General features: G+C 69.4%; 17 protein-coding genes and 4 pseudogenes. 7 read left to right on the top strand and 14 right to left on the bottom strand.

Features of this window, described 5'->3' with window-relative positions:
• Positions 1 to 531: 531 nt before the first annotated feature.
• Complete coding sequence (locus tag ACI2L3_RS14505) at positions 532 to 1143, bottom strand: DUF317 domain-containing protein (RefSeq protein ID WP_404752694.1); 612 nt, start codon at positions 1141 to 1143, stop codon at positions 532 to 534.
• Between the two features lie 2 nt (positions 1144 to 1145).
• On the opposite strand from ACI2L3_RS14505, the pseudogene ACI2L3_RS14500 reads away from it, so the two are divergent.
• Positions 1146 to 1570: pseudogene (locus ACI2L3_RS14500) on the top strand (Tn3 family transposase); the annotation flags it as partial.
• A 9-nt stretch (positions 1571 to 1579) separates the two neighbouring features.
• Here ACI2L3_RS14500 and ACI2L3_RS14495 read toward each other — a convergent pair.
• Positions 1580 to 2284, bottom strand: a complete 705-nt coding sequence (locus ACI2L3_RS14495) for a TetR/AcrR family transcriptional regulator (RefSeq protein ID WP_404752693.1) — start codon at positions 2282 to 2284, stop codon at positions 1580 to 1582.
• A 142-nt stretch (positions 2285 to 2426) separates the two neighbouring features.
• On the opposite strand from ACI2L3_RS14495, the pseudogene ACI2L3_RS14490 reads away from it, so the two are divergent.
• A pseudogene (locus ACI2L3_RS14490) lies at positions 2427 to 3305 on the top strand (NAD(P)H-binding protein).
• Positions 3306 to 3326: 21 nt separating this feature from the next.
• On the opposite strand, the pseudogene ACI2L3_RS14485 reads toward ACI2L3_RS14490, so the two are convergent.
• Positions 3327 to 3832: pseudogene (locus ACI2L3_RS14485) on the bottom strand (site-specific integrase); the annotation flags it as partial.
• A 61-nt stretch (positions 3833 to 3893) separates the two neighbouring features.
• Positions 3894 to 4235, bottom strand: a complete 342-nt coding sequence (locus tag ACI2L3_RS14480) for a winged helix-turn-helix transcriptional regulator (protein WP_404752692.1) — start codon at positions 4233 to 4235, stop codon at positions 3894 to 3896.
• 65 nt (positions 4236 to 4300) lie between these two features.
• Here ACI2L3_RS14480 and ACI2L3_RS14475 point away from each other — a divergent pair, with 65 nt between their 5' ends.
• Together ACI2L3_RS14475 and ACI2L3_RS14470 are read left to right on the top strand one after the other, a co-directional pair.
• Positions 4301 to 4522 (top strand): NAD(P)H-binding protein, encoded by a 222-nt coding sequence (locus ACI2L3_RS14475; protein ID WP_404752691.1) that lies wholly within the window; start codon positions 4301 to 4303, stop codon positions 4520 to 4522.
• Between the two features lie 63 nt (positions 4523 to 4585).
• Positions 4586 to 5143 (top strand): hydroxylase, encoded by a 558-nt coding sequence (locus tag ACI2L3_RS14470; protein WP_404752690.1) that lies wholly within the window; start codon positions 4586 to 4588, stop codon positions 5141 to 5143.
• 65 nt (positions 5144 to 5208) lie between these two features.
• On the opposite strand, the gene ACI2L3_RS14465 is transcribed toward ACI2L3_RS14470, so the two are convergent.
• Entirely contained in the window at positions 5209 to 5643 is a 435-nt protein-coding gene (locus ACI2L3_RS14465; RefSeq protein WP_404752689.1) for a MarR family winged helix-turn-helix transcriptional regulator, read from the bottom strand.
• A 470-nt stretch (positions 5644 to 6113) separates the two neighbouring features.
• Between ACI2L3_RS14465 and ACI2L3_RS14460 the strand changes: the two genes are divergently transcribed.
• Positions 6114 to 6416, top strand: a complete 303-nt coding sequence (locus tag ACI2L3_RS14460) for a hypothetical protein (RefSeq protein WP_404752688.1) — start codon at positions 6114 to 6116, stop codon at positions 6414 to 6416.
• A 161-nt stretch (positions 6417 to 6577) separates the two neighbouring features.
• Here ACI2L3_RS14460 and ACI2L3_RS14455 read toward each other — a convergent pair whose 3' ends face one another.
• The 6 genes and pseudogenes from ACI2L3_RS14455 to xylB form a co-directional block, all read right to left on the bottom strand.
• On the bottom strand, positions 6578 to 8101 hold the full coding sequence (locus ACI2L3_RS14455; protein WP_404752687.1) for an aldehyde dehydrogenase family protein: 1524 nt from the start codon (positions 8099 to 8101) through the stop codon (positions 6578 to 6580).
• Between the two features lie 160 nt (positions 8102 to 8261).
• The gene (locus ACI2L3_RS14450; RefSeq protein ID WP_404752686.1) at positions 8262 to 9542 is read right to left on the bottom strand and encodes a GAF domain-containing protein; all 1281 of its coding nucleotides are present in this window, start codon (positions 9540 to 9542) and stop codon (positions 8262 to 8264) included.
• Positions 9543 to 9616: 74 nt separating this feature from the next.
• Positions 9617 to 10216 (bottom strand): N-acetylmuramoyl-L-alanine amidase, encoded by a 600-nt coding sequence (locus ACI2L3_RS14445; protein ID WP_404752685.1) that lies wholly within the window; start codon positions 10214 to 10216, stop codon positions 9617 to 9619.
• A 236-nt stretch (positions 10217 to 10452) separates the two neighbouring features.
• Positions 10453 to 10752 (bottom strand): annotated as a pseudogene (locus ACI2L3_RS14440) (acetamidase/formamidase family protein); the annotation flags it as partial.
• A 519-nt stretch (positions 10753 to 11271) separates the two neighbouring features.
• On the bottom strand, positions 11272 to 12489 hold the full coding sequence (locus ACI2L3_RS14435; RefSeq protein WP_404752684.1) for an ROK family protein: 1218 nt from the start codon (positions 12487 to 12489) through the stop codon (positions 11272 to 11274).
• Between the two features lie 14 nt (positions 12490 to 12503).
• Positions 12504 to 13958, bottom strand: coding sequence for a xylulokinase (xylB, locus tag ACI2L3_RS14430; RefSeq protein ID WP_404752683.1), 1455 nt, complete (start codon positions 13956 to 13958; stop codon positions 12504 to 12506).
• Between the two features lie 123 nt (positions 13959 to 14081).
• Between xylB and xylA the strand changes: the two genes are divergently transcribed.
• Together xylA and ACI2L3_RS14420 are read left to right on the top strand one after the other, a co-directional pair.
• Complete coding sequence (gene xylA, locus ACI2L3_RS14425; RefSeq protein ID WP_404752682.1) at positions 14082 to 15248, top strand: xylose isomerase; 1167 nt, start codon at positions 14082 to 14084, stop codon at positions 15246 to 15248.
• Positions 15249 to 15527: 279 nt separating this feature from the next.
• The gene (locus tag ACI2L3_RS14420) at positions 15528 to 16130 is read left to right on the top strand and encodes a hypothetical protein (RefSeq protein ID WP_404752681.1); all 603 of its coding nucleotides are present in this window, start codon (positions 15528 to 15530) and stop codon (positions 16128 to 16130) included.
• Positions 16131 to 16204: 74 nt separating this feature from the next.
• Here ACI2L3_RS14420 and ACI2L3_RS14415 read toward each other — a convergent pair whose 3' ends face one another.
• From ACI2L3_RS14415 to ACI2L3_RS14405, 3 genes are all read right to left on the bottom strand, one after another.
• On the bottom strand, positions 16205 to 17557 hold the full coding sequence (locus tag ACI2L3_RS14415; RefSeq protein WP_404752680.1) for an esterase-like activity of phytase family protein: 1353 nt from the start codon (positions 17555 to 17557) through the stop codon (positions 16205 to 16207).
• A gap of 194 nt (positions 17558 to 17751) precedes the next feature.
• Positions 17752 to 19074 carry an SWF or SNF family helicase gene (locus tag ACI2L3_RS14410; protein ID WP_404752679.1) on the bottom strand — a complete coding sequence of 441 codons (1323 nt, stop codon included), beginning with the start codon at positions 19072 to 19074 and terminating at the stop codon, positions 17752 to 17754.
• Positions 19071 to 21950: a DEAD/DEAH box helicase gene (locus ACI2L3_RS14405; RefSeq protein WP_404752678.1), complete on the bottom strand. Its 2880-nt coding sequence runs from the start codon at positions 21948 to 21950 to the stop codon at positions 19071 to 19073. Before ACI2L3_RS14405 ends, ACI2L3_RS14410 begins: the two co-directional genes overlap by 4 nt.
• Positions 21951 to 22101: the final 151 nt, after the last annotated feature.

The raw sequence follows: 22101 nt of genomic DNA, 5'->3' as shown, positions 1-22101 counted from the left end.
TCTCTGCTGCTCGGACGCTACGACCTGAACACCGCCTTCGGCTCACTGCTCGTACGACGCCACTGCCGGCCACCGCTCGCCCGAAGCTCGAACTACGGCTCATGCCCGGAGGCCCGGAGCCCCCTGGGACGGGGTCCGATTCAGCGCGGGATGCGGAGCCCGAGGGGGACTTGCTCTTTGAAACCGTGCAGCCCGACATCGTCGCCGAGTTTCGAGCTGACACCGCCGTGGACGGGGGCAGGTACCGGCATCCTGTGCGCTTCCTGCGTATCCGAGCGGAGTTGCACCCGACGCAGGCACCTCCTTTCGGACAGGAGGGCTCGCCGGATGGCGGTGCCGGCGGCGGGCCCGGTATCTAACCGCTGCGTGCCTTGCTCATTGGCGTTGATGCCAATACTTGGCGTGTTGCGGATCTGTCTCGGCACCGGCACAGGGCAGGTAAGGGCTCATCGACTGCGCCCGGGACGGTACGCGGTCGGCAGTGATGTTGCCACCGAGGCGAGGGCTTGCGCGGTGCGGAGCGCCGGGCCGTCAGCCGCAGCCGGTACGAGGCGGGTGCCATGGCCCGCGGCCATCTCGAAGGCGGGGTGCTGCGACCAGGGGTGTGGGTGTCTTCGCGGAGAGATGGAGTGCCCAGGTCGGCTGGTGGACGGCGTGGCCGCCCCAGATGGTCCAGGTGGGAAGCGAGCTGTCGGCTTTCTGGGCGGCGAAGGCGTCGAACTGTACGCTGCCTTCCTGGGGGCCGGGGGCCTCCCAGGTGATGTAGCGCCCGTTGATGGTGTGCTTCCATTCCGCGTCGGTGAGCGGAACTGTCGCCTCGGTGATGCCGGTCTCGGGAGCGGTGGGGGAGAGGCCGCTGTGCCAGGCGTTCTCGGTGGCTATCGCGTCGAGCAGAGCGCTCACGATCGCGGTCGGTGTGGAGGCGGTGGCCGTGCCGCGCCAAAGGCGGTCGCTGACCGGCGTCTCGTGGGCCGCGAAGGTCCACTTGGTCTCGTGGCCTTCGGCATCGTGGTCGAAGATCGCACGGAGGGTCAGGGACTCGTGATTCGCGACGGTCGTGGAGTCCTCCCAGGTCCTTTCCCTGTCAAGTTCAGCGTGTTGAAGTGGGCGGGTACTCCGATGCTGCTGGACCGCCCCTGCCACGCCTCGGCTCCATCCACACCGGGGCCGTGCGCGCCTGCGACGTGATCCGGATGCTGTCCCGGGACGGCCGACCCACCCCGCTGGGCGACGCGATCGCCCACTACGGGCGGGCGGATCGCCAAGACCCTGCACATCCTGCGCCTGCCCGACGAACCCGGTTACCGGCGGAAGAGCAAAGTGCAGACCAACCTCCAGGAAGGCCGCCACGCGCTCACCCCCCCCTGGTGCTGTTCAACACCCGGTCATGGACGCCGCCGTGCAGCAACTGCGCGAGCACGGGTTCGATGTCCGCGACGAGGATGTGGCCCGCCTCTCCCCGTTCGTCCGGCACCACATCAACATGCTCGGCCGGTACTCGTTCCAGCTTCCCGAACTGCCTGGCGGCCTGCGGCCGCTGCGCGATCCGGACGCTACCGACGACGAGTGAGGAGGGGTATCAGCATCTGGCGATGCGGTCGAGCCATTCCGTAAGCAGGCTGCGCTCGTTGGCGCTCAGTGCGGAAGTCTGCGGGAGGACTGCACGGAGGGCGACCGCAGCGCCGGTCGGCCCGGGCTCGGCCGGGGCGGGGGCGTCTGTGATGATCGCGGCGATGACCGCTTCCCGTGCCAGGTCGGACACGGTGAGATCTCGTCGGTCTTCCGGAGTGGCGATCAGTTTGAGGACTGTGCCGACGCCGACGGCGTGGACGAGTTGCGCGGCGCGTTCCTCATCGACCCGAAGCCTGCCCACCGCGGCGATCCGGTGAATGCGGGCGGCGAGGACTTCGGCTGCGGCGAGCGCTGCCGGCGGACTCGCGTCGGGACGGGGCTCGCCGTACATAAGGGCGTACAGGGCTGGGTTGGCGAGGCCGAAGCCGATGTTCATATTCCATGCGGCGCGCAGGTCCTCGACCGGGTCGCCGCTGGGCGTGAGGTCGGCCTTTTCGTTCAGGTACGCGGCGAACCCGTCGGCGGCCACCGCGTCGAGCAGGCCCTGCTTGTCGCCGAAGAGACGGTAGATGGTCGGGGCCTGGACGCCGACCGCAGCGCTCACTGCCCGGGTCGATACCGCCTCGCGGCCGCTTTCGGCGAGGAGCCGGGCTGCGGCGGTGATGATCCGGGCACGGTGGCTGTCCGCAGAGGAAGGGCGATCGGTCTCCATGTTTCCAATGTTAACGGAAGCTCGTTAGCGATTTGCCGACTCGGTGATAACGTGTTTTCGTTATCAGTGGAAACGGTGTCGGCGGGCAACGATCTGAAGGCGCACCGTCACATCCTCGAAGCAATCCCTCCCGGAGGTTTCCATGATCGTCGTCACCGCCCCCACTGGCCAGATCGGCCACCAGACCCTTGCCAGGCTCCTCGACAGCGGTCAGCCGATCCGCGTGATCGCCCGCGACCCCGCCCGCCTCTCCCCGCAGGTCCGCGAGCGCGTAGAGATCGTCCAGGGGTCGCACGGCCACAGCGACGTTGTCGCCGAGGCGTTCGCGGGCGCCGACAGCGTGCTGTGGTTGGTGCCCCCGAACCCCCAGGCCGACAACGTCGAGGACTACTACCTGGACCTCACCCGGCCGGCGTGCGACGCGATCAAGAGCCAAGGAGTCCAGCGCGTCATCGGCGTCTCCAGCTTGGGCCGTGCGTACGGCAAGCCCGCCGGGCTCCTGTCACCCGCGTTCGCGATGGACGAGCTGCTCGAGAGCACCGGCGTGAACTACCGGTCGCTGGCCATGCCGTTCTTCATGGAGAACCTGCTCGGCCAGATCGAGGTGATCAAGAGCCAGGGGACGTTCTTCCTGGCGAACTCCGCGGACCGCCACCTCGCGACCGTCGCCACCCGCGACATCGCCGCGGCGGCTGCCGACCTGCTGCTCGACGACTCCTGGAGCGGACAGGGCAGCGTCCCGGTGATCGGCCCCGACGCGCTGTCCCCCAACGGCATGGCCGAGGTCCTGACCGAGGTCCTGGAACGACCGGTCCGCTTCCAGCAAGTCAGCAGCGAGGCACACAAGACGACGATGCTGCAGTACGGGATGACCGACGGATAGGCACAGGGACTGGTCGACATGGCCACAGCCCAGAACGCCGGCATCTACGACGCCGAGCAGCGCACCCTGCAGACCGCCGGACCGACCAGCTTCCGCCAGTGGTGCCAGGACGTACTCAAGCCGGCCCTGACGGCCTGACGCCGGCTGCCGGGTGACTCGGCGCCCGCTGTCACCCGGCGCAAGCAGGCTGGTGAACTCGGCGATGGCCTCCGGGGAGGGCTTGAAGTGGCAGCGGACGTTCTCCGGTTTCTTGTGCTGGGACTTCGCCACCAGCATCAGCAGGGAAGCGCCCTCCTCGCCGAAGCGGGCCAGGAAGGAGCGGCGGAACTTGTGCAGGTCCCAGCCAGTACCCGGCCCGCGTACGGCGGTGTGCTCGTCGAGTAGGGCCCGGGTCTGCCCGTACGAGAGCCGCGCGAACCCGGTGTCCGGGCACACATCCCGGGGGCTGACGATCTTCCCTGGACCGGCGCAGCGGCGGGTGACAAACACCGGCCCCCGGGTGCGGCCCTTCAGCAGGCGGGGCAGCAGCCGGGCGGTGCCCGCGTCCCAGTAGACGGTCTCCAGCGCGAAATATTCTCGCGTGCCTGGCCCTGGCGGCGGGACTTCGCCTTCGTGGCCTTGGCCTTGACCTGACAGCGGCGCCCGGCGAAGTCCAGGTCCTCGATGGTTGACGCCCCGGGACCGCCGGAGCCCCGTGACCACGTTCACGGCCCCAGGGCAGCCATGTCAGACGGTGGCGTCGGTTCCGGGATCCGGCACCGCAAGGGCCCAGTCCCCCATGGCCTCCAGGACGTTGCGCAGCCCTTGACCGAGGGGCGTGAGCTCGTACACGACGCGCGGCGGGATTTCCGCGTAGGTGGTGCGGGTGACGATGCCGTGCCGTTCGAACTGGCGCAGCCGGCTGGTCAGGGTATGCGGGCTGATGCCGGGCAGGGCCTCACGCAGCTGGTTGAAGCGAAGCGGCCCGGGCAGCAGTTCACGCACGATCAGGGTTGCCCACGGCCCGTTGAGGAGGGTGAGGAAGCGGGCGACTCCGCACTCGGGCAGACAGGGTTCGGGGTCGGTCATGTTCTTGACGGTAACTCCATTAGTGCAGTTGATGTAACCGGTGCACCGTATGCACTAATGGATTCATGACCTACGTGATTCACGGCGCCACCGGCGCCCAAGGTGCCCCTGTCGTCGCTGCCCTCGTCGCCGCGGGCAAGCCCGTCACCGCCCTGACCCGCAACCCGGACGCCGTCGTGGACGGCGCGCGCGTGGTGGCCGCCAGCTACTCCTCCGTGGAGGAGCTCACCGAGGCGTACCGGGGTGCCGACGGGGTGTTCGTCCACTTGCCGGTGGTGTCCGAATAGGACCGCCTCGCCTACGCCCGCACCATCGTCACCGCCGTCAACGCGGCCCGACCGGCCCGGGTGGTGTTCTCCACCAGCGGTGCCCCGACCGACCCCGCCCTCGGCGGTGCGGCCGCACTGCTGGCCGGCGGCCTGGCGGGCAGCGGGGTGTCACATGCGGTGATCGCGCCCACGCTGTACCTGGAGAACCTCCTCATGCCGTACGTCATGGACGCCGTACGCGAACGGGGTGCGCTGCCTTACCCGATCCGTGGCGATTTCCCGGTCTCCTGGGCATCCCACCTCGACATCGCTGATGTCGCTGTCGCCCTGTTCGACCGCCACGACGTCACCGGCGTGGTTTCGGTCGGCCAGTACCCGGCGATCACAGGAGCGGACCTGGCCGAGGCGTTCGGCACTCATTTCGGCAAGCGCGTGATCTTCGAGCCGATCACTCCCGAGCAGATGCGGGCCTCCGTCGCGCCCGTGATCGGCGAGGGCCCCGCCGCCGACGTCGCCGGCCTCTACCAGGCCATGAGCGCGCTTCCTGACCACTCCATCACTCCCGAGGACTCTGCTCAGAAGCTCCTCGGCATCACCCCCCGCACCACCGGCCAGTGGCTCACCGACATCGGCCTGTGAAACACCCGTAACAGTTGATAACCGTGGCCCCATGGGGCATGTCGCACCATCGGCCGAAGGGCGGCCTACCGGGAAGCTGTGTCCGGCGCGCCCTGGGCCGAGCGTGGGGTGCGGATCTTGGCGTCGCGCGCATGGCCCGCCGTGCGCAGGGTGCGCAAGGTGGCGGCGCATTGTTGCTGGGCCTGGTGATGGAGAACGGATCCGATCCGCAGATCGAGCTCTTCCTCGAAGACCCGGCCGTCGCCCGGATTCGGGCGGCGGCCGCAGTAGCCCGCGGCCTGGATGCGGTCAACGACTTTACTGGTGCCGCCGACGGTGATGGCGAACTCGCGGGCCATGTCCTGAACCCGGCAGCCGCCGGTGTGCTCCAGCATCCGCAGAATCTCCAGCCAGGTCAGCGGGAAATCGCATTCGCTGCGCAGCCGGGCGTCGATGGCGTTCCACAGCTCGGTTTCGTAGCGGATCAGATCGTGGTATAGCGCCTGGAGATCTGACATCATGACCCAACAGGTCCTGGCTGTGCCGGCAGGAATGCGGCGTCGCGTACGGCGCCAGGCTGCGGTGAGGGTCCAGCCGACGCTCCAATTCCGAATCGAGTACCGCCCGGCACCGCCGATTCGCCGCCGTGAAGACGTTGTTCCAGGAATGCGGCTGGAGCGGCAGCCCCATCTCGCTCAGCCACAGCCACAGCCACAGCGGCTCCGGGCCCGCCGGTCCTTCGGTGTACCAGGTCATCCGTTCGTCCGCGGTTGCCTCCGTCAGCGCTCGACCAGTGCCACCTCCCTAAAACTGGGTGGGGGATGCTCAACCTTTCGGGCGGCGTCGTCACCGCAGGCAAGGACTGGACGGACGACGGCGCGGTGCACGAGGTGCACTCGCTCAAGCGCCGTGCGGCTACCGCGACCCGACCTGTGCCGATCCCGCCGCAGTTCGTGACGGGCGGCTGTTCCGGAACCAGGCCGGCAACTACGTGGAGGCAGCTGCGTATGGCACGACGTGGGCGCGGGCACGGAAGTATGTCCTCACGCGCACGGAACTCGCCTCCGGGTTGGCCAAGCGGCCCTACGATCTGCGGCACGCCGGGATCTCGTTCTGGCTGTACTCCGGTGTGGACCCGGCCGAATGTGCTCGCCGCGCGGGCCAGAGCATCGAGGTCCTCTTCCGCCACTACACCAAGTTCCTGGACGGCGTCCGGGAGCAGGCCAACCGCCTCATCGAGCAGTCGATGGAGGAGTGGGACCGCGTTGGCAAGGGGATGGCGAGTGAGGGCTGAGTCGGGGTTTTGGTCCGTGACTGGTCCGGAACAGCTGGTCAGAAGGGGGACAGCGGTGGGAGAAACTGGAAGTTACAACGCAAACCGGGCCCTGCGCTGAGCGGGCCGCACGGAAGGCGCCTGACGGGCAAAAGACCAGGTCAGGCGCCTTTTTTTGTACCCTAGAAGAAGCCGAGCTTCTTCGCCGAGTACGACACCAGAAGGTTCTTCGTCTGCTGGTAGTGCTCCAGCATCATCTTGTGCGTTTCGCGGCCGATCCCGGACTGCTTGTAGCCACCGAACGCCGCGTGCGCGGGGTAGGCGTGGTAGCAGTTCGTCCAGACGCGGCCGGCCTGGAGCGCGCGGCCCGCGCGGTACGCCGTGTTGATGTCACGCGTCCACACGCCCGCCCCCAAGCCGTAGAGCGTGTCGTTGGCGATCTTGATGGCGTCGTCGAAGTCGTTGAACGAAGCGACCGACACGACCGGCCCGAAGATCTCCTCCTGGAAGATCCGCATGCGGTTGTTGCCTTCGAAGATCGTCGGCTGGACGTAGTAGCCCCCGGCCAACTCGCCGTCGTACTCCACGCGCTGCCCGCCCGTCAGTACTTTGGCGCCCTCCTGCTGGCCGATGTCCAGGTAGGAGAGGGTCTTCTCCAGCTGGTCATTGGAAGCCTGCGCTCCGATCATGGTGTCGGTGTCGAGGGGATGCCCGGCCTTGATCTGTTCGGTGCGCGCGATCGCCGCGTCGAGGAACTCGCTGTAGTGACCGCGCTGCACCAGCGCCCGCGACGGACAGGTGCACACCTCACCCTGATTGAGGGCGAACATCGTGAAGCCTTCGAGCGCCTTGTCCCTGAAGTCGTCGTTGGCCGCCCACACGTCGTCGAAGAAGATGTTCGGCGACTTGCCGCCCAACTCCAACGTCACCGGCTTGATGTTCTCGGAGGCGTACTGCATGATCAGCCGCCCCGTGGTGGTCTCGCCGGTGAACGCGACCTTGGCGACGCGCGGGCTGGAGGCCAGCGGCTTGCCCGCCTCGACCCCGAACCCGTTGACGATGTTGATGACGCCCGGCGGCAGCAGATCGGCGACCAGGCTCATCCAGTAGTGGATGGAGGCCGGCGTCTGTTCGGCGGGTTTGAGGACGACGGCGTTCCCGGCGGCGAGGGCCGGGGCCAGCTTCCATGTGGCCATGAGGATCGGGAAGTTCCACGGAATGATCTGCGCGACGACGCCGAGCGGCTCGTGGAAGTGGTACGCGATGGTGTCCTCGTCGAGCTCGCTCAGCGACCCCTCCTGCGCGCGGATGACGCCCGCGAAGTACCGGAAGTGGTCGATGGCCAGCGGAATGTCGGCGGCCAGCGTCTCGCGGACCGGTTTGCCGTTCTCCCAGCTCTCGGCGATCGCGAGCTGTTCGAGGTTGGCCTCCATTCGATCGGCGATCTTCAACAGCACGTCCGCGCGCCCGGTGACGGACGTACGTCCCCAGGCGGGTGCGGCCGCGTGCGCCGCGTCGAGGGCTCGCTCAACATCCTCCGCGGTGCCCCGGGCGATCTCGGTGAAGGGCCGGCCGTTGACCGGGCTCGGGTTCTCGAAGTACTGGCCACGGGCCGGCGCCACATACTCGCCGCCGATGAAGTGGTCGTATCGAGACTGGTAGGAGACGATCGCGCCCTCGGTGCCGGGCGCTGCGTAACGGGTCATCTTGGCTGGCCTCCCGGGGAAGGCTGCCCGCCGTTGGGCAGCTTTCGCCCGGAGGCTAGGAGCCCGGACGTTGCATCGACGTTGCGCACCTCTCCTCGTACGTCACCCACGCGGCCCTGCGTCCGGCCGGTGGGAGTGGGGAGCGTGGGGTCCTGTCGGCTCAACGGCCGGCCCCGCCGCGCTCGCGGCCGGCAGACGTCAACTCGGCGTCCAACTCCCTCAAACGGGCCAGCACCGGAGCCGTCGGACGCAACGCGGCCAGCGCCCGCCACACCGGCAGGTCGTCCTCTCCCCAGGAAGCGTGCACCCAGTCCGCGAGGAGATCGGGGTCGTTGCGGTCGACGAGCGCGGCCCGCAGCTGGTCGGCGAGCCTGCGGCGGAGCCGGACGAGAGCGGGAGCCTGCGACTGCGGCAGCAAGGGACCGGCATACGCCGCCGCGGCCGCCGCCACCGCACCCGCCCCCAGACGACGCTCGACCGTGTCGACATCGCACTCGACAGGCACCGCCAGCCTGTACGGCCGAGACCGCACCAACTCGGCGCCGAGCACCCGCCGCAGCCGTGCCATCTCCGCCCGCAACGTCACCTGCGGCACCGACTCGTCCTCGTACAACGCGTACAACAACTCGTCCCCCGCCAGTCCCTCCGGATGACGGGCCAGCAGTACGACGATCTCGCTGTGCCTCCTGCTCAGCCGCACCTTTCGCCCACCCGCGAGCAGCAGCGCCTCATCCCGGCCCAAAGCGGCCAGCTCCACCTTGTCACCTGCTCGCATCGGCGGAGTGAGCAGCGCCAGCTGGGACTCGGCGGCCCGCGCGACCGCCTGCACGAAGGCGAGACTGTGCGGGTGCGCGAGGCCGTCCCCGCCGGTGATGTCGACCGCGCCGATCAGCCGCCCGGTCCGCGGATCGTGCACGGGAGCCGCCGCACACGTCCACGGCTGCACACGCCGCATGAAGTGCTCAGTGGCGAAGACCTGTACCGGCCGGTCCACGGCGACCGCTGTCCCCGGCGCGTTCGTCCCCATGGCGGATTCCGCCCACCGCGCGCCCGGCACGAAGTTCATCCGTCCCGCCCGCTGACGCGTCACCGCGTGCCCCTCGACCCACAACAACCTGCCCTGCGCGTCGCACACGGCGAGAAGATGCTCCCCGTCCGCCGCAAAGCTCCCCATCAGCTCACGGAACAGCGGCATGACCCGCGCCAACGGATGCTCGGCCCGATACGTCCCGAGGTCGCCGTCGGTCAGCTCCACCGCCGCTCCGGTGGCCTCCGGACTCACCCGTGCCCTGGCCGATCTCCGCCACGAGTCGGCCACCACCGAACGCACCGGACGGGAGATCGTCCCTGCGTCGGTGAACCTCTCATGGGCCCGGCGCACCACCCGCAGCCGCTCGACGGGATCAGTGCCGGGTTCCAGGGCCACCCATGGATCGGTCAACTCGGCCTCCCGGGACGGCGATGCGGTGCTGCCATCGTCACCCCGGAGAGGGAAGCCGACAAGGACGCGGTGGTTCAGGCGAAGTTGACGAGGCGTAGATAGCGCGTCCAGTCCCAGAGCGGCCCCGGATCCGTATGGTCCGCACCGGGGACCTCATGGTGACCGATGATGTGCTCACGGTCCTTCGGGATGCCGTACTTCGAACAGATCGCGGCGGTCAGCGCCGCGGACTGCTCGTACATCGCGTTGGTGAAGTACTCGGGTTTGTCCACCCACCCTTCGTGTTCGATGCCGATGCTGCGTGTGTTGTAGGACCAGTTGCCCGCGTGCCAACCGACGTTGCGATCGCGGACGCACTGGGCGATGTGGCCGTCCTTGGATCGCACCACGTAGTGGGCCGACACCCGCTTCGCCGGGTTCTGGAAGATGGCGAGGGTGTCCGCGTACGTCTCCTGCGTGACGTGAATGACCACGTAGTCGATGGGATAGGTGCTGGGGCGGCTGGCCGCCGTGTAGTTGGAGGTACTGGCCGGCACCCACTCGGCCAGGGGGTAGTCGACCGCCTGGGGTCCGGCGGTCGCGCGGGTGGCGGGCAGGAGCACCGCGGGTACGGCTGCGGCGACCGCACCCTGCAGCAGCCGACGCCTGCTCGGGGAGCGTCTTACTCGATCCATGACTGGTCTGCCTCTCGGTGGTGGTGGGTGGGGGGGGGAGAGAGAACGGCTTGACTGGCGCTGTACTTGGGGAGCTCACCTGGTGGTGAGATCAACTGCGGCTGAGAGACGCAGCGCCGGTCTCCGGACGGGAGAGGCCGCCCTGGCGAAGGCGCTGGGTCTCAGGAGGGACGGTGGTCCGATTCGCGTGGTAGCGAGCCGGATATCTGACGCAGCCGCGCGTGCAGTTCGCGGGTGACCGTCGTGGAGGCCGCCCAGTCGCGGGCCGGTCCGATCGGCACGAGGTGCACGGCGATGGTGTCGCCCGGCTCCGCGCCCTCCACATGGAAGGGACCGGTCTGCGGGTTCAAGAACGGCAACTTGCAGACTTCGGAGACCAAGTCCTTCTCCGAGCGCACGTTTCCCGCGAAACAGTCCTCAGTGAACAGGTCGATGACCGTGCCCGGAGCTATGCCCGCGACGGGGAGGGCACCGCCGAACGTCCAGGTGTACTCGTCCGGCCCAGGCCGTACGGTCAGGGTCTGCGGGTCATTCATCGCTGTGCCGCTCCACTCCGGCCGGATGGGCAGGTCGTTCTCGACTCCCACCACCATCCACGTTCCGATGTCCGGGCTTGTGCACGACACAGGTGCGGTGAGCTCGGACAGTAACTTTTGAGAGCTTTCCCCGACATTTGAATCCCCCGATCCGCGTCGCCACCGCTGTCGCTGTCGCCACCGCCGTCGCTGTCGCTGTCGCTGTCGCTGTCGCCAGGGCAGCGGGGCCTCGCGTGAATTACGTTACGGCGCTGGGTGGTTGAGGCGGAAGGGCGCTGCCTGGATCTGTGCATAGCAGCGTGATTGTGGATATCCCGACCACCCGATCGGGGGAGAGGTGGCCGGCATCCTCATCCGGCCCAGGCTCGCTGCGACAAGTTCGCGCCGTCGTCACGCGCAAGCCGTAGCCACGCTCACGCCAGTGCCACGCTCAGGCCGACGCACGCTCGCCCCGACGCCATGCGCAGGCCGACGCACCCTCACCCCGACCCCACGTTCACGCCGGCGCCGCGATCACACTCACGCCGATGTCATGCTTACGCTCAAACCCGCTGGATCATCCAGCACCGCCCGCGCCACCGAATGCGCCGCCCCCAGCAGCGGGCCGTCCGGTCCGAGGCCGGACACCGTCACTCCGCAGGCCCGACCAGCGGTGCGTTCCATCAGTTCCTGCTCGAGAGCGGGCAGCAGCCACGGCGCGAGGCGAGACAGTGCGCCGCCCAGTACGACGGCCCGCGGGTCCAGCAGATTGACCGCGCCGGTGAGCGCGATGCCCAGTGCCGTGCCGGCGTCGTGGAGCGCTCGTCGCACTGTTTCGTCGCCCGCGGCGGCGCTCTCGGCCAAGAGCTCAGCCGGTCCGTCACCGGGGCTCAGGCCCGCCGCGCGCAGAACCGCTTCCTCGCCCGCGTACTGCTCCAGACAGCCACGGCCCCCGCAGGGACAGGCCGGCCCGTCGGGATGCACGGGTATATGCCCCAATTCGCCTGCGAAACCCCGTGTGCCGCGCAGCAGCCGACCGTCGACGACGAGTGCGGCACCGATGCCGATCTCGGCGGAGACGTGAAGGAAGTCCTCGGGCGATGCTTCTCCGAGCCATAGCTCGGCGAGCGCACCAAAGTTGGCCTCGTTGTCCACTGTCAGCGGCATCTCGGTGGGGAGGAGCCGGCTCAGGTCGATGTCGTGCCATCCGAGGTTGGGGGCGCGGACGACGGTCCGCGTGTCGCGGGCGACAAGCCCGGGCACGGCCACCGCTAGGCCCGCGGGGGACAGGCCTGCCCGGCGGGCCTCTGCGCTCACCTCATCCACGAGATCGGCGAGTTCTTCCAGGACCGGCACGGGCGAGCGTCCACGGTTCCCGGCCCGCCGCACAGCGCGCGCACGGACCTCTCCACTCAGATCGACCGCACACACCGCGAGGTGGTCGACACCCACCTCGGCGCCGATGCCGACGGGCCCCCGCGCACTGACCGCGAGGGCGGACCCGGGGCGGCCCACCCGGCCCGGCCGCTCGGGACCCAGCTCGTCCAGCAGCCCGGAGCGGATCAACTCGTCCACCAGCGTGGAGACGGCGGCCCGCGTCAGCCCGATGCGGGAGGCGACGGCGGCACGGGACAGCGGGCCGTGCGCCGCCACGGCGTGCATCACCCGGGACAGGTTGCGGCGGCGCATCGCCTGCTGGGTGTCGGGCAGCCGCGCGCCGGACGTACCCCGGCGCTCGTCGTGCAGCGGTGCGGTCATGCCTCGGTCAGTCCTCACTCCCCATGGGGCGCCCTGTCCAGGAGCGGCGCCGCGTCGGAGAGTACCCCGGAGATCCGGGACAGCGTTGCGTCGTCCCGGTCCACGGGGTCGAGCACGGGTCCGCGGGCCGTGCCCCAGCGGCGCGCGATCGCACTGGGATCCTCACCGGTCAGCAAGCCCGCCGCCTGTGCCGCGGCGCCGAGCGCGACGAGCTCCTGGGCCTGGGGGATCTGAACGGGACGTCCGGAGAGGCGCTGTACGGTTTCCTGCCAGGCCGTGCCGCGCGCTCCGCCTCCGATGAGCAGCAGCGGGGAAGACCGGTCGGCGTCGGGGTCCAGGACAAGGTCGAGCGCGCCGAGCAGCGAGTGCACGGCTCCGTCGTACGCGGCCTGGAGCAACTGCCCGGGCGACGTGTCGTGACGCAGGCCGTGCAGCACTCCGGAGGAGTGCGGCAGGTTCGGCGTACGCTCGCCGTCCAGGTAGGGCAGGAGCGTGACGGAGCCCCCGGGTTCCACGGCGTCGCGCTCCAGGTTGAGCAGCGCGGCCACCCGGTCGACGGCCTGCGTGCAGTTGAGGGTGCAGGCCAGCGGTAGCCACGCGCCGCGTGCGTCGGCGAAGCCCGCGACGGTGCCGGTCGGGTCGGCGGGACGGTGTCGAGAGACCGCGTACACGGTGCCGGAGGTGCCGAGGCTCAGCACCGGTGTGCCGGGGCGCAGTCCGAGCCCCAGGGCGGCCGCCGCGTTGTCGCCGGTGCCGGGTGCGACCAGTGTGCCTCTGGAGAAGGGCAGCTCGTCGCCGTCCCGCACCGTTCCGACAACCTCACCGGGACGGGCGACACGGGGCAACAGCGCCGGGTCGAGACCGACCATGTCGAGGATGCCCTCGTCGTACTGTTCCGCTTCCGACGCCCACCAGCCTGTTCCGGAGGCGTCGCCGCGGTCGGTGGTGCCGAGACCCGTGAGGCGTTCCGTGAGGTAGTCGTGGGGGAGGCGTACCGCGGCTGTGGCGCGGGCCGAGGTGGGCTCGTGCTCGGCGAGCCAGGCCCACTTCGTCACGGTGAAGGAAGGTCCGGGAACGCTGCCGATCCGGTCGGCCCACTCCTTGGGGCCGCCGAGGCGCTCGACGAGGCTCCGGGCCTGCGGGGCCGACCGCACGTCGTTCCAGAGCAGCGCAGGCCGCACCGGCCTGCCGTCCCTGTCGAGCGTGACGAGCCCGTGCTGCTGGCCGCCGATGGACACGGCGGTCGCCTCGCGGGCGGCCCGACCGCATTGTTCGAGAGCCGCGCACAGAGCGTTCCACCACTCCTGGGGGTCGCTTTCGCGGTGCTCGCCCGTGCTGACGCGGTGCGGAGCCTGGCCGCTCGCGACGACCCGGCCGGTGGCCGCGTCGACGACCAGGACCTTGGTGGACTGGGTGGAGCTGTCCACGCCGACCACGAGGGGTCCCTGGGCCGTGGGCGCTGATGACATGACGGTCTCCGTTCCTGCGGTTGTCTCCGGGTGCGCTCCGAAGTTCCTTCCCCGACCTTCCCAGCGGCGCCCTCGGATACTAATTTGTAAAGTGCCATGACGAAATAGGTGAGGGAGCCGTACATGAACTACCAGCCCACTCCTGAGGACAAGTTCAGCTTCGGTCTGTGGACCGTCGGCTGGCAGGGCAGGGATCCGTTCGGGGACGCCACCAGGGCCGCGCTCGACCCGGCCGACTCGGTGCGACACCTTGCCGAACTGGGTGCCTACGGAGTGACGTTCCACGACGACGACCTGATCCCCTTCGGATCGTCCGAATCGGAACGGGAGGGTCACATCAAGCGCTTCCGGCAGGCGCTGGACGCGACCGGTCTCGTCGTGCCGATGGCCACCACGAACCTCTTCACCCACCCCGTCTTCAAGGACGGCGCGTTCACCGCCAACGACCGCGACGTACGCCGCTACGCGCTGCGCAAGACGATCCGCAACATCGACCTCGCGGTGGAACTGGGCGCGCAAACCTACGTCGCGTGGGGAGGCAGGGAGGGCGCGGAGTCCGGCGCCGCGAAGGACGTGGGCCATGCGCTCGACCGCATGAAGGAGGCCTTCGACCTCCTCGCCGCGTACGTGACCGAGCAGGGCTATGACCTGCGGTTCGCGATCGAGCCGAAGCCGAACGAGCCGCGTGGCGACATCTTGCTGCCCACCGTCGGTCACGCCCTCGCCTTCATCGAGCGCCTGGAGCGGCCCGAACTGTTCGGCGTCAACCCCGAAGTGGGCCACGAGCAGATGGCGGGCCTGAACTTCCCGCACTCCATTGCCCAGGCGCTGTGGGCGGACAAGCTCTTCCACATCGACCTCAACGGTCAGACGGGCATCAAGTACGACCAGGATCTGCGGTTCGGCGCGGGGGATCTGCGCAGCGCCTTCTGGCTGGTGGACCTCCTGGAGAGGGGCGGTTACGACGGCCCACGGCACTTCGACTTCAAGCCGCCGCGTACGGAGGACTTCGAAGGAGTGTGGGCGTCGGCCGCGGGGTGTATGCGCAACTACCTGATCCTGCGGGAGCGGGCGGCCGCGTTCCGGGCCGATCCCGAGGTGCGTGAGGCGTTGCGCGCCGCGCGGCTCGACGAACTGGCGGTTCCCACCGCCGAGGACGGGCTGTCCGGGCTGCTCGCGGACAGGGAGGCTTTCGAGGCGTTCGACGTGGAGGCGGCCGCGGCGCGCGGGATGGCTTTCGAACGGCTCGACCAGCTGGCCATGGATCACCTGCTGGCGGCTCGGGGCTGAGCGCTCTCGTCAGCCGACGCTCCGTCAGTTCGCGCACGGGGGTCGCCTGAGGACCGGTTCGAGGCGACGCTTGATGGTATGGCCATGCCGCCCGTACCTCCGCAGCCCCCTCCGCCCCCGCCCAGTGGTCCGCCACCGGGCGGGGGCGGGTTCGGCCCACCACCAGGCGGCGGTTACGGGCCGCCTCCCGGCAGTGGGGGATGGCCGACCGGCCCGCCTCCCGGTGGGCCACCAGGGCGGCGTAACGGGCTGTTCGTCCTGCTGGCGATCATCGTGGCGGTGGGAGCCGTCATCGCCGCTGTCCTCGTGGCCACCGGCGACGACAGCGACGACAAGAAGGAGCCCGTCGAGAGCAGCAAGGACACGACGCCGGAACCCACTCCCTCTCTGAGCGTCCCGTCGCAGATCCCGACCGAGCTGCCCACTGGATTACCGAGCGATGTCCCGTCGCTGCCCACTGGCATTCCCTCCCTTCCGACGGACTTCCCGAGCGACCTGAACTCCCTCGTGCCCTCCTCACCCGCTGGTGACCAAGTCCCGTACTACCTGCTGAAGACGGGGGACTGCTTCAACGTCGACAGCAGCAAGCCGGGGCAGGCCGCGAAGAGGTCGTGCAATGGACCGCATGACGCCGAAGTCGTCGAGTTCGCCGAACTGAAGGGCACCTATACGACCGATCAGGCCCTCAAGAAGGCGGCGGCCGCCCTCTGCGAAGGCCCACTGCAGCGCAAGGCGCGTAACCAACCCTCGGGAACCGTACGAGGCACTCTGGTGCAGTATCCCGACGCAACGGGCTACAAGGTGGGCATCGACAACGTTGCGTGCAGTCTGGCGGGGGACAGCGGCCCGGGAAAGCGCAAGCTCACCAAGCCACTGTCCTGACGGGGCGTCGCTTCGAAACCAGTATTTCGACGGCCAGTACTTCGACGCCAGCACCTCAAGGCGATACTTCGGAGTCAGTACTTTTCCGGGAGCCTCACGTACGTCACCGTGGTCTCCACACCACTGTCGACCAGCCGCCCTCGCCGGTCGAAGGCCTCGGGCCCGTCGCTCATCCCGAAGTCGTTGTCATTGATGAGGGCAAGGGTGCGGCTGTCGACCCTGGCGACGCCTTCGATCTTGTCGGGCACGCCCTCGACGGCACCCAGGTCGACCACCAGCCGCTTGTCGAGGACGGGCACTCCGGAGGCGGCGGGATCGTCGAGCTGCTCCAAGGAGGGCCATGTCGTGGCCTCGTCCCACTTGCCGCCGACGATGTTCGACCTGCGGTCCAGAGTGACCGTCTGGAGTCGCGCGGCCTTGTCGGTCCGCTCCTGAACGAGGAGCCGATCGCGTCCGATGGCCACTACGGAGGAGATCTTCAGCTCCGAGGTGTCGTCCTCGCCGGGGTCCACGATGCCCACGGCATCGAACCGGTAGGCGTACTCGGCGGTGACCTTCTGCTTCTTCGGAGAGAAGCGCAGCAGTCGCGCCGTACGCGATTCGTCACCGGCGTCCTCGTCCGGAAGGGCCAGCGGACTCTGCACGGCCATCACGAGGTCTCCGCCGGGGAGTTGCGTCAGGCCTTCGAAGCCACGGTTCGTCTTGCGGTGCAGCAGAACGCCCGGCAGCGCCTCGACCACCGGATAGCCGGCGCCGCGCAGCTTCAGCCCCCGGGGAACGTAGCGCTTGATGACCTTCCCGCGCGCGGAGACATGGATCAGTGAGGGTCCGTACTCGTCGGCCAACCAGAAACTGCCGTCCGCGGCCCGCACGATGCCTTCGGTGTCCAGGCCATTCGGGTCGTACGAGACGGGAGCCTTCGCGTCATACGTGTACGGGGCCTCGTCGCGGCCTTCTTGGTTGGGCAGGCCTGTGACGGGCTTCCCGGAGGAAGTCGTGAGCGGCAGCGCGGAGACGACCTCGATTTTCGCCCCGTGGAGGCGGATCTTCACGATCGCCGGGTCGAAGCCGGGGATGGGGAAGGTGCGGCGCTTCTTGCCGTCCACCTTGATCTGACCGTTGGGGCCCCGGTCGGTCACCGTCCAGAACTCGCCTTTGCGGCCCGTCGGGTAGAGGTCGCTGCCGATGCCGCCGAGATCGACGCCACGATCGTTCTTCACCGTTCCGGGAAGCAGCGCGTTGCTGAAGGGGCCGAGAGGTATGTCCCCCAGGGTGGCGACCTTGGTGACCCGTGCCGTGCCGTGATCGCCGCTCGTCTGCCGGCCCGTCGCGGTGCCGGCTGCCGTGCGGGCGGCGATCACGGCGAGCGGTATGCCGACGGCTATGGAGCGGCGGACACGCTCCTTGCGGACTGCGTGCGGGGACATCAGGGGCCTCCTGGGGTACGCGTTCGGTGACAGCGGCCAGACTTCGCCGCCGCCACGAACACGAAGGGGCCACCGCGTGAACAGCGGGAGACGCGCCCGCGGCGCCTCCCGCGAGGGGCAGAAGGCTGTCGTTCGAACCCTCATGGATCGACGCCCCCGGTGCGCCGTACCTCCCAGTGGGAACCCCGTCGGGGTTACTCCTTGCCGCTGGCCATGGCCAGCGCTGTCGCCGGGTCATGAGCCGCCGGCCCCGCGGGGACCCAACGGCCCCGCTCCTTCCGGTAGGGCCACCAGCGGCCGTCGCGCCCATGGCGCAGCTGCGCGTCCGTGCCGACCACGGTCCAGCGGTTGTGGGCCGCGCGAAGCCGGGGCCGCTCGTCCTCGTCCCAGGCTGCGTCCAGCGCGGCACGCGCGCGTGCCAGTGCCTCTCCCCGAGGCGTCCACTCCTCTTCGAGTACGTGGAGCGCAGCCCGGCCGCCGTACGTCCAGGCCCGCACAGCGAGCGCGAGACCGTCCCGGCCGCGTTCGGATTCCGCCGCGAGACGCGCTTCGATCACGGCGCCTGGCTGAGCGGCTGCCAGACGCACCGCATCCTCCGCTTCGGTCAACTCAGCCTCGACAGAGCTCTTTTCGTGGCCGGGGGTGAGCGCGTCGGCCAGCAGCCGGTACGCCTCGACGGCCGCCTGCGCGGCCAGGAACTCGACCGCCGGCACATCGAGTCCCGGCGCGGGCTCCGCCTCCGTGTCGAGCGTCGGCGGCAGGCCCGGCTCTGCGGGCAGCGGAGGCAGGCCGGGCAGCGGCGGAAGGATGGCGCCGTCCGCGTACGCCTCCGCGGCGCTGACGCCCTCCGGGGCGGCATCCTGGGTGCCTTCCAGAGGCTCCTGGAAACCCGCTTCGGCGACGCTTCGCACCTGTAGCTCGTCGAGAAGTATCCGCTCTCCGCGCCCCCGCACCAGCAGCAGCACAAAAGGATCCTCGTCCAGCAGGCGCGCCACCTGGTAGCAGAGCGCGGCCGTGTGCCCGCAGTGGTCCCATGCGTCACAGTCGCACTCGGGCTCCAGGTCGCCGATGCCCGGGAGGAGTTCGACGCCCGCAGCCGCGGCATCCTCCACCAGATGCGGAGGCATCTCACGGTCCAGGAGTGCCGCGATGTGCCCGGCCCGCTCGATGGTCATGCTCAGGAAGCGGTCCCACTCCTCCGGGCTCAGCTCCTGCAGCAGGACATCGGAACGGTGCGGTGTGCCGTCACGGTCCTTGACGACCGCCGTGATCCGGCCGGGCCGCACGGACACCGCGCCCACCGCACCCGCGCGGGCGAGCCTGCGCCCCGTCTTGAGCTGCTGGAGATCGAGCGCGGTGTCCTCGAGAGCCTTCAGCCAGGACTGACCCCACCAGCTCTGCGCGAAGCCGCGTCCATGTGCGGGCGGCAGAGCCGCGAACGTCCGCTCGTCCGACTGTGCGCCCGCGCGCGGGTCGTCGTCCACGGCACCGTACGTCTCGTCATGAATGTCACTCATCGCGCGCCCCCTCGCAGCTCCACCAGATCCGACAGTTCGGCGTCGGTCAGCTCGGTGAGAGCGGCCTCGCCCGACCCCAGCACGGCATCCGCCAACTCCCGCTTGCGCAGCAGCATGTCCGCGATGCGGTCCTCGATCGTTCCCTCGGCGATCAGCCGGTGCACCTGCACCGGCTGCGTCTGCCCGATGCGGTAGGCGCGGTCGGTGGCCTGCGCCTCGACTGCGGGGTTCCACCATCGGTCGTAGTGCACGACGTGTTCGGCACGTGTCAGGTTCAAGCCGGTTCCCGCCGCCTTCAGAGACAGCAGGAAGACCGGGACGTCGCCATCCTGGAAGCGCTGCACCATGGCCTCTCGCGCCGCGACGGGGGTGCCACCGTGCAGGAACTGAGAGGGGACCCCACGGGCCGACAGATGCTGTTCGATGAGTCGCGCCATCTGGACGTACTGCGTGAAGATGAGCACGCTCGCCCCCTCGGCGAGGATCGTGTCGAGCAACTCGTCCAGCAGCTCCAGCTTTCCGGAGCGCCCGGGGATCCGGGGCTTGTCCTCCTTGAGGTACTGCGCCGGGTGGTTGCAGATCTGCTTGAGCCCGGTGAGGAGCTTGACGACCAGTCCTCTGCGCGCGATTCCGTCGGCACCGGAGATCTCCGCGAGCGTCTCCCGGACCACGGCTTCGTAGAGGCCTGTTTGTTCCGCGCTGAGCGAGACGGCGCGATCGGTCTCCGTCTTCGGCGGCAGCTCGGGCGCGATCCCGGGGTCCGACTTGCGCCGGCGCAGCAGGAACGGACGCACGAGCTGCCCGAGCCGCTCGGCGGCGCCGGGATCCGCACCGCCCTCCACCGCCTGCGCGTACCGCGTACGGAAGGTGCCGAGTTTGCCGAGCAGGCCAGGAGTGGTCCAGTCGAGAATGGCCCACAGTTCGGAGAGGTTGTTCTCCACAGGTGTGCCGGTGAGGGCCACGCGCGCGCGTGCGCCGATGGTGCGCAGTTGCTTGGCCGTGGCCGAGTACGGGTTCTTGACGTGCTGAGCTTCGTCGGCGACGACCATGCCCCAGGAGGTCTGCCCGAGCTTCTCTGTGTCCAGTCGCATCGTGCCGTAGGTGGTGAGGACGAATTCGCCGTCCGCCAGGCCCTCCAGGCTGCGCTGTGCGCCATGGAAGCGGCGGACACGCGTACCGGGCGCGAACTTCTCGATCTCGCGCTGCCAGTTGCCCATCAGCGACGTCGGGCAGACCACCAGCGTGGGGCCCGCGGTCTCCTCCTGTGTCTGGCGGTGCAGGTGCAACGAGATCAACGTGATCGTCTTGCCGAGACCCATGTCGTCGGCGAGACAGCCTCCAAGGCCGAGGGAGGTCATCCGTGCCAGCCAGTTCAGGCCGCGCAGCTGGTAGTCGCGCAACTCGGCGGCGAGCGCCTCGGGCTGCCCGACCGGCTCCATGCCCTCCGGGTCCGCAAGCCGCTCGCGCAGGGTCGCGAGCCAACCCGTTGGCTGTACGTCGACACGGTGGCCCTCGACCTCGGCCGTGCCGGTCAGCGCGGCGCTGAGGGCATCGATCGGAGTGACCTTGTGGTCCTGACGGTCGCGGGCACGGCGGGCCTCTTCGGGGTCGACCAGCACCCATTGGTCGCGCAGCCGTACCACCGGACGGTTGGCCTCCGCGAGGCGGTCCAGTTCTGCCCGGGTCAGCTGCTGGTCGCCCAGCGCGAAGCGCCAGTTGAAGGAGAGCAGAGCATCGGCGGACAGGAAGGACGGCGTATCCGAAGAAAGCTTTTGCGGTCCCTTCTGGTCGTCATCCCGCTCGTCGTCCGGAGGACCGATGACCACGCGCGCGGTAAGGCTGCGCGACAGCTCCTTCGGCCAGTGCACGTCCACGCCGGCGACAGCCAGTGCTCGGGCGCCCTCGCCCAGGAGCGCGGTGACGTCCTCGTCGGCCAGCTCGATCGCGTCGGGCACAGTGGCGGAGAGCAGCGGGGCGAGAGGCGGCCACGCGCGCGTGGCACGACGCAACGCGAGCAGGGCGTCCATCCGTGAACGCGCCCCGAAGGCTTGTGCCGAAGCTCCGGAGCCGGCCCACACCTCGGCGGCGTCCGCGACGAGCGAGGGATCGCTGACGCTGTGCAATTGCAGTACGGCCCGGAAGGGCAACCGAGTGCCGTCCTCGGCCACCGAAGTGAGGCCGGGAATCTCCACGCGCAACGAGATGCGTACACCGGCGTCGTGTCCGGCAGCCACATCAAGGGCCCAGGCACGCTGCTCGGGCACGTGCTGGGGCTCCGGTGCGGCGAAGACGGCCCCGCCCGTAGCCAGGGGTGCGGCGGGGGAGCGCGGGAGTGTGTCGGCCACGGCGTCCAGGAACTGGCGCAGCAGTCGCTCGGGCTCCGGCAGCCGCGGCGGCAGGGTGTCGTTCAACGGGCGCGCGTGGGCGGCCGGCGGCATCGCCGCGGACAGCTCACGCAGCCGCTGCAGATCTTCGGCGCTGAGCGGGCCGACGCGCCAAGCGTCGTGGTCAGTGACGGTCAATCCCGGCAACAGGAGTCCGCGAGCAGCCAGTTGGAGGGCCAGCACCCCCGCCGTCCCCCAGAAAGCGGCCGTCGGATGAGCTCCCGTGGCGGCACGCGCGCGCGTGAGGACAGGCAGTGCGGCGCGGACAGAGAGCAACACCGCGGGCACGGCGGCGGGCTCGATCCCGTCGTCCCCCGGCACCGCGAGGGTCAGTTCTTCGTAGACGCCGGCAGCTGTGTCCGGTGGCTCAGTGCCGTCGCTGCGCCAGAAGGCGACGCGTCCGTCGCGCGACGGGTCGGCAGGCACGAAAAGGGCGGAACAGCGTGACAGTTCGGAGAGCTCGGAGGGAGACACTACGGGGAGTCTGTGCACAGCGATAACGCATTCCTCAAATTTGACTACTGCAGCCGGAGTCGCCGAGAGTACAGCAACTTCAGGTGCGTCGGGGGCTGTGCAACAGTGACCCCGATCACATGGTGTAGCCAGCCCCCCCTACCGCCCGGGGCTGACCCCCGGTTCAACA

Source organism: Streptomyces sp. NPDC029674, assembly GCF_044903205.1.
Taxonomy (GTDB): Bacteria; Actinomycetota; Actinomycetes; order Streptomycetales; family Streptomycetaceae; genus Streptomyces.
The sequence above is the reverse complement of the archived record's forward strand: the minus strand, read 5'-3'. Positions and strand labels throughout refer to the sequence as shown.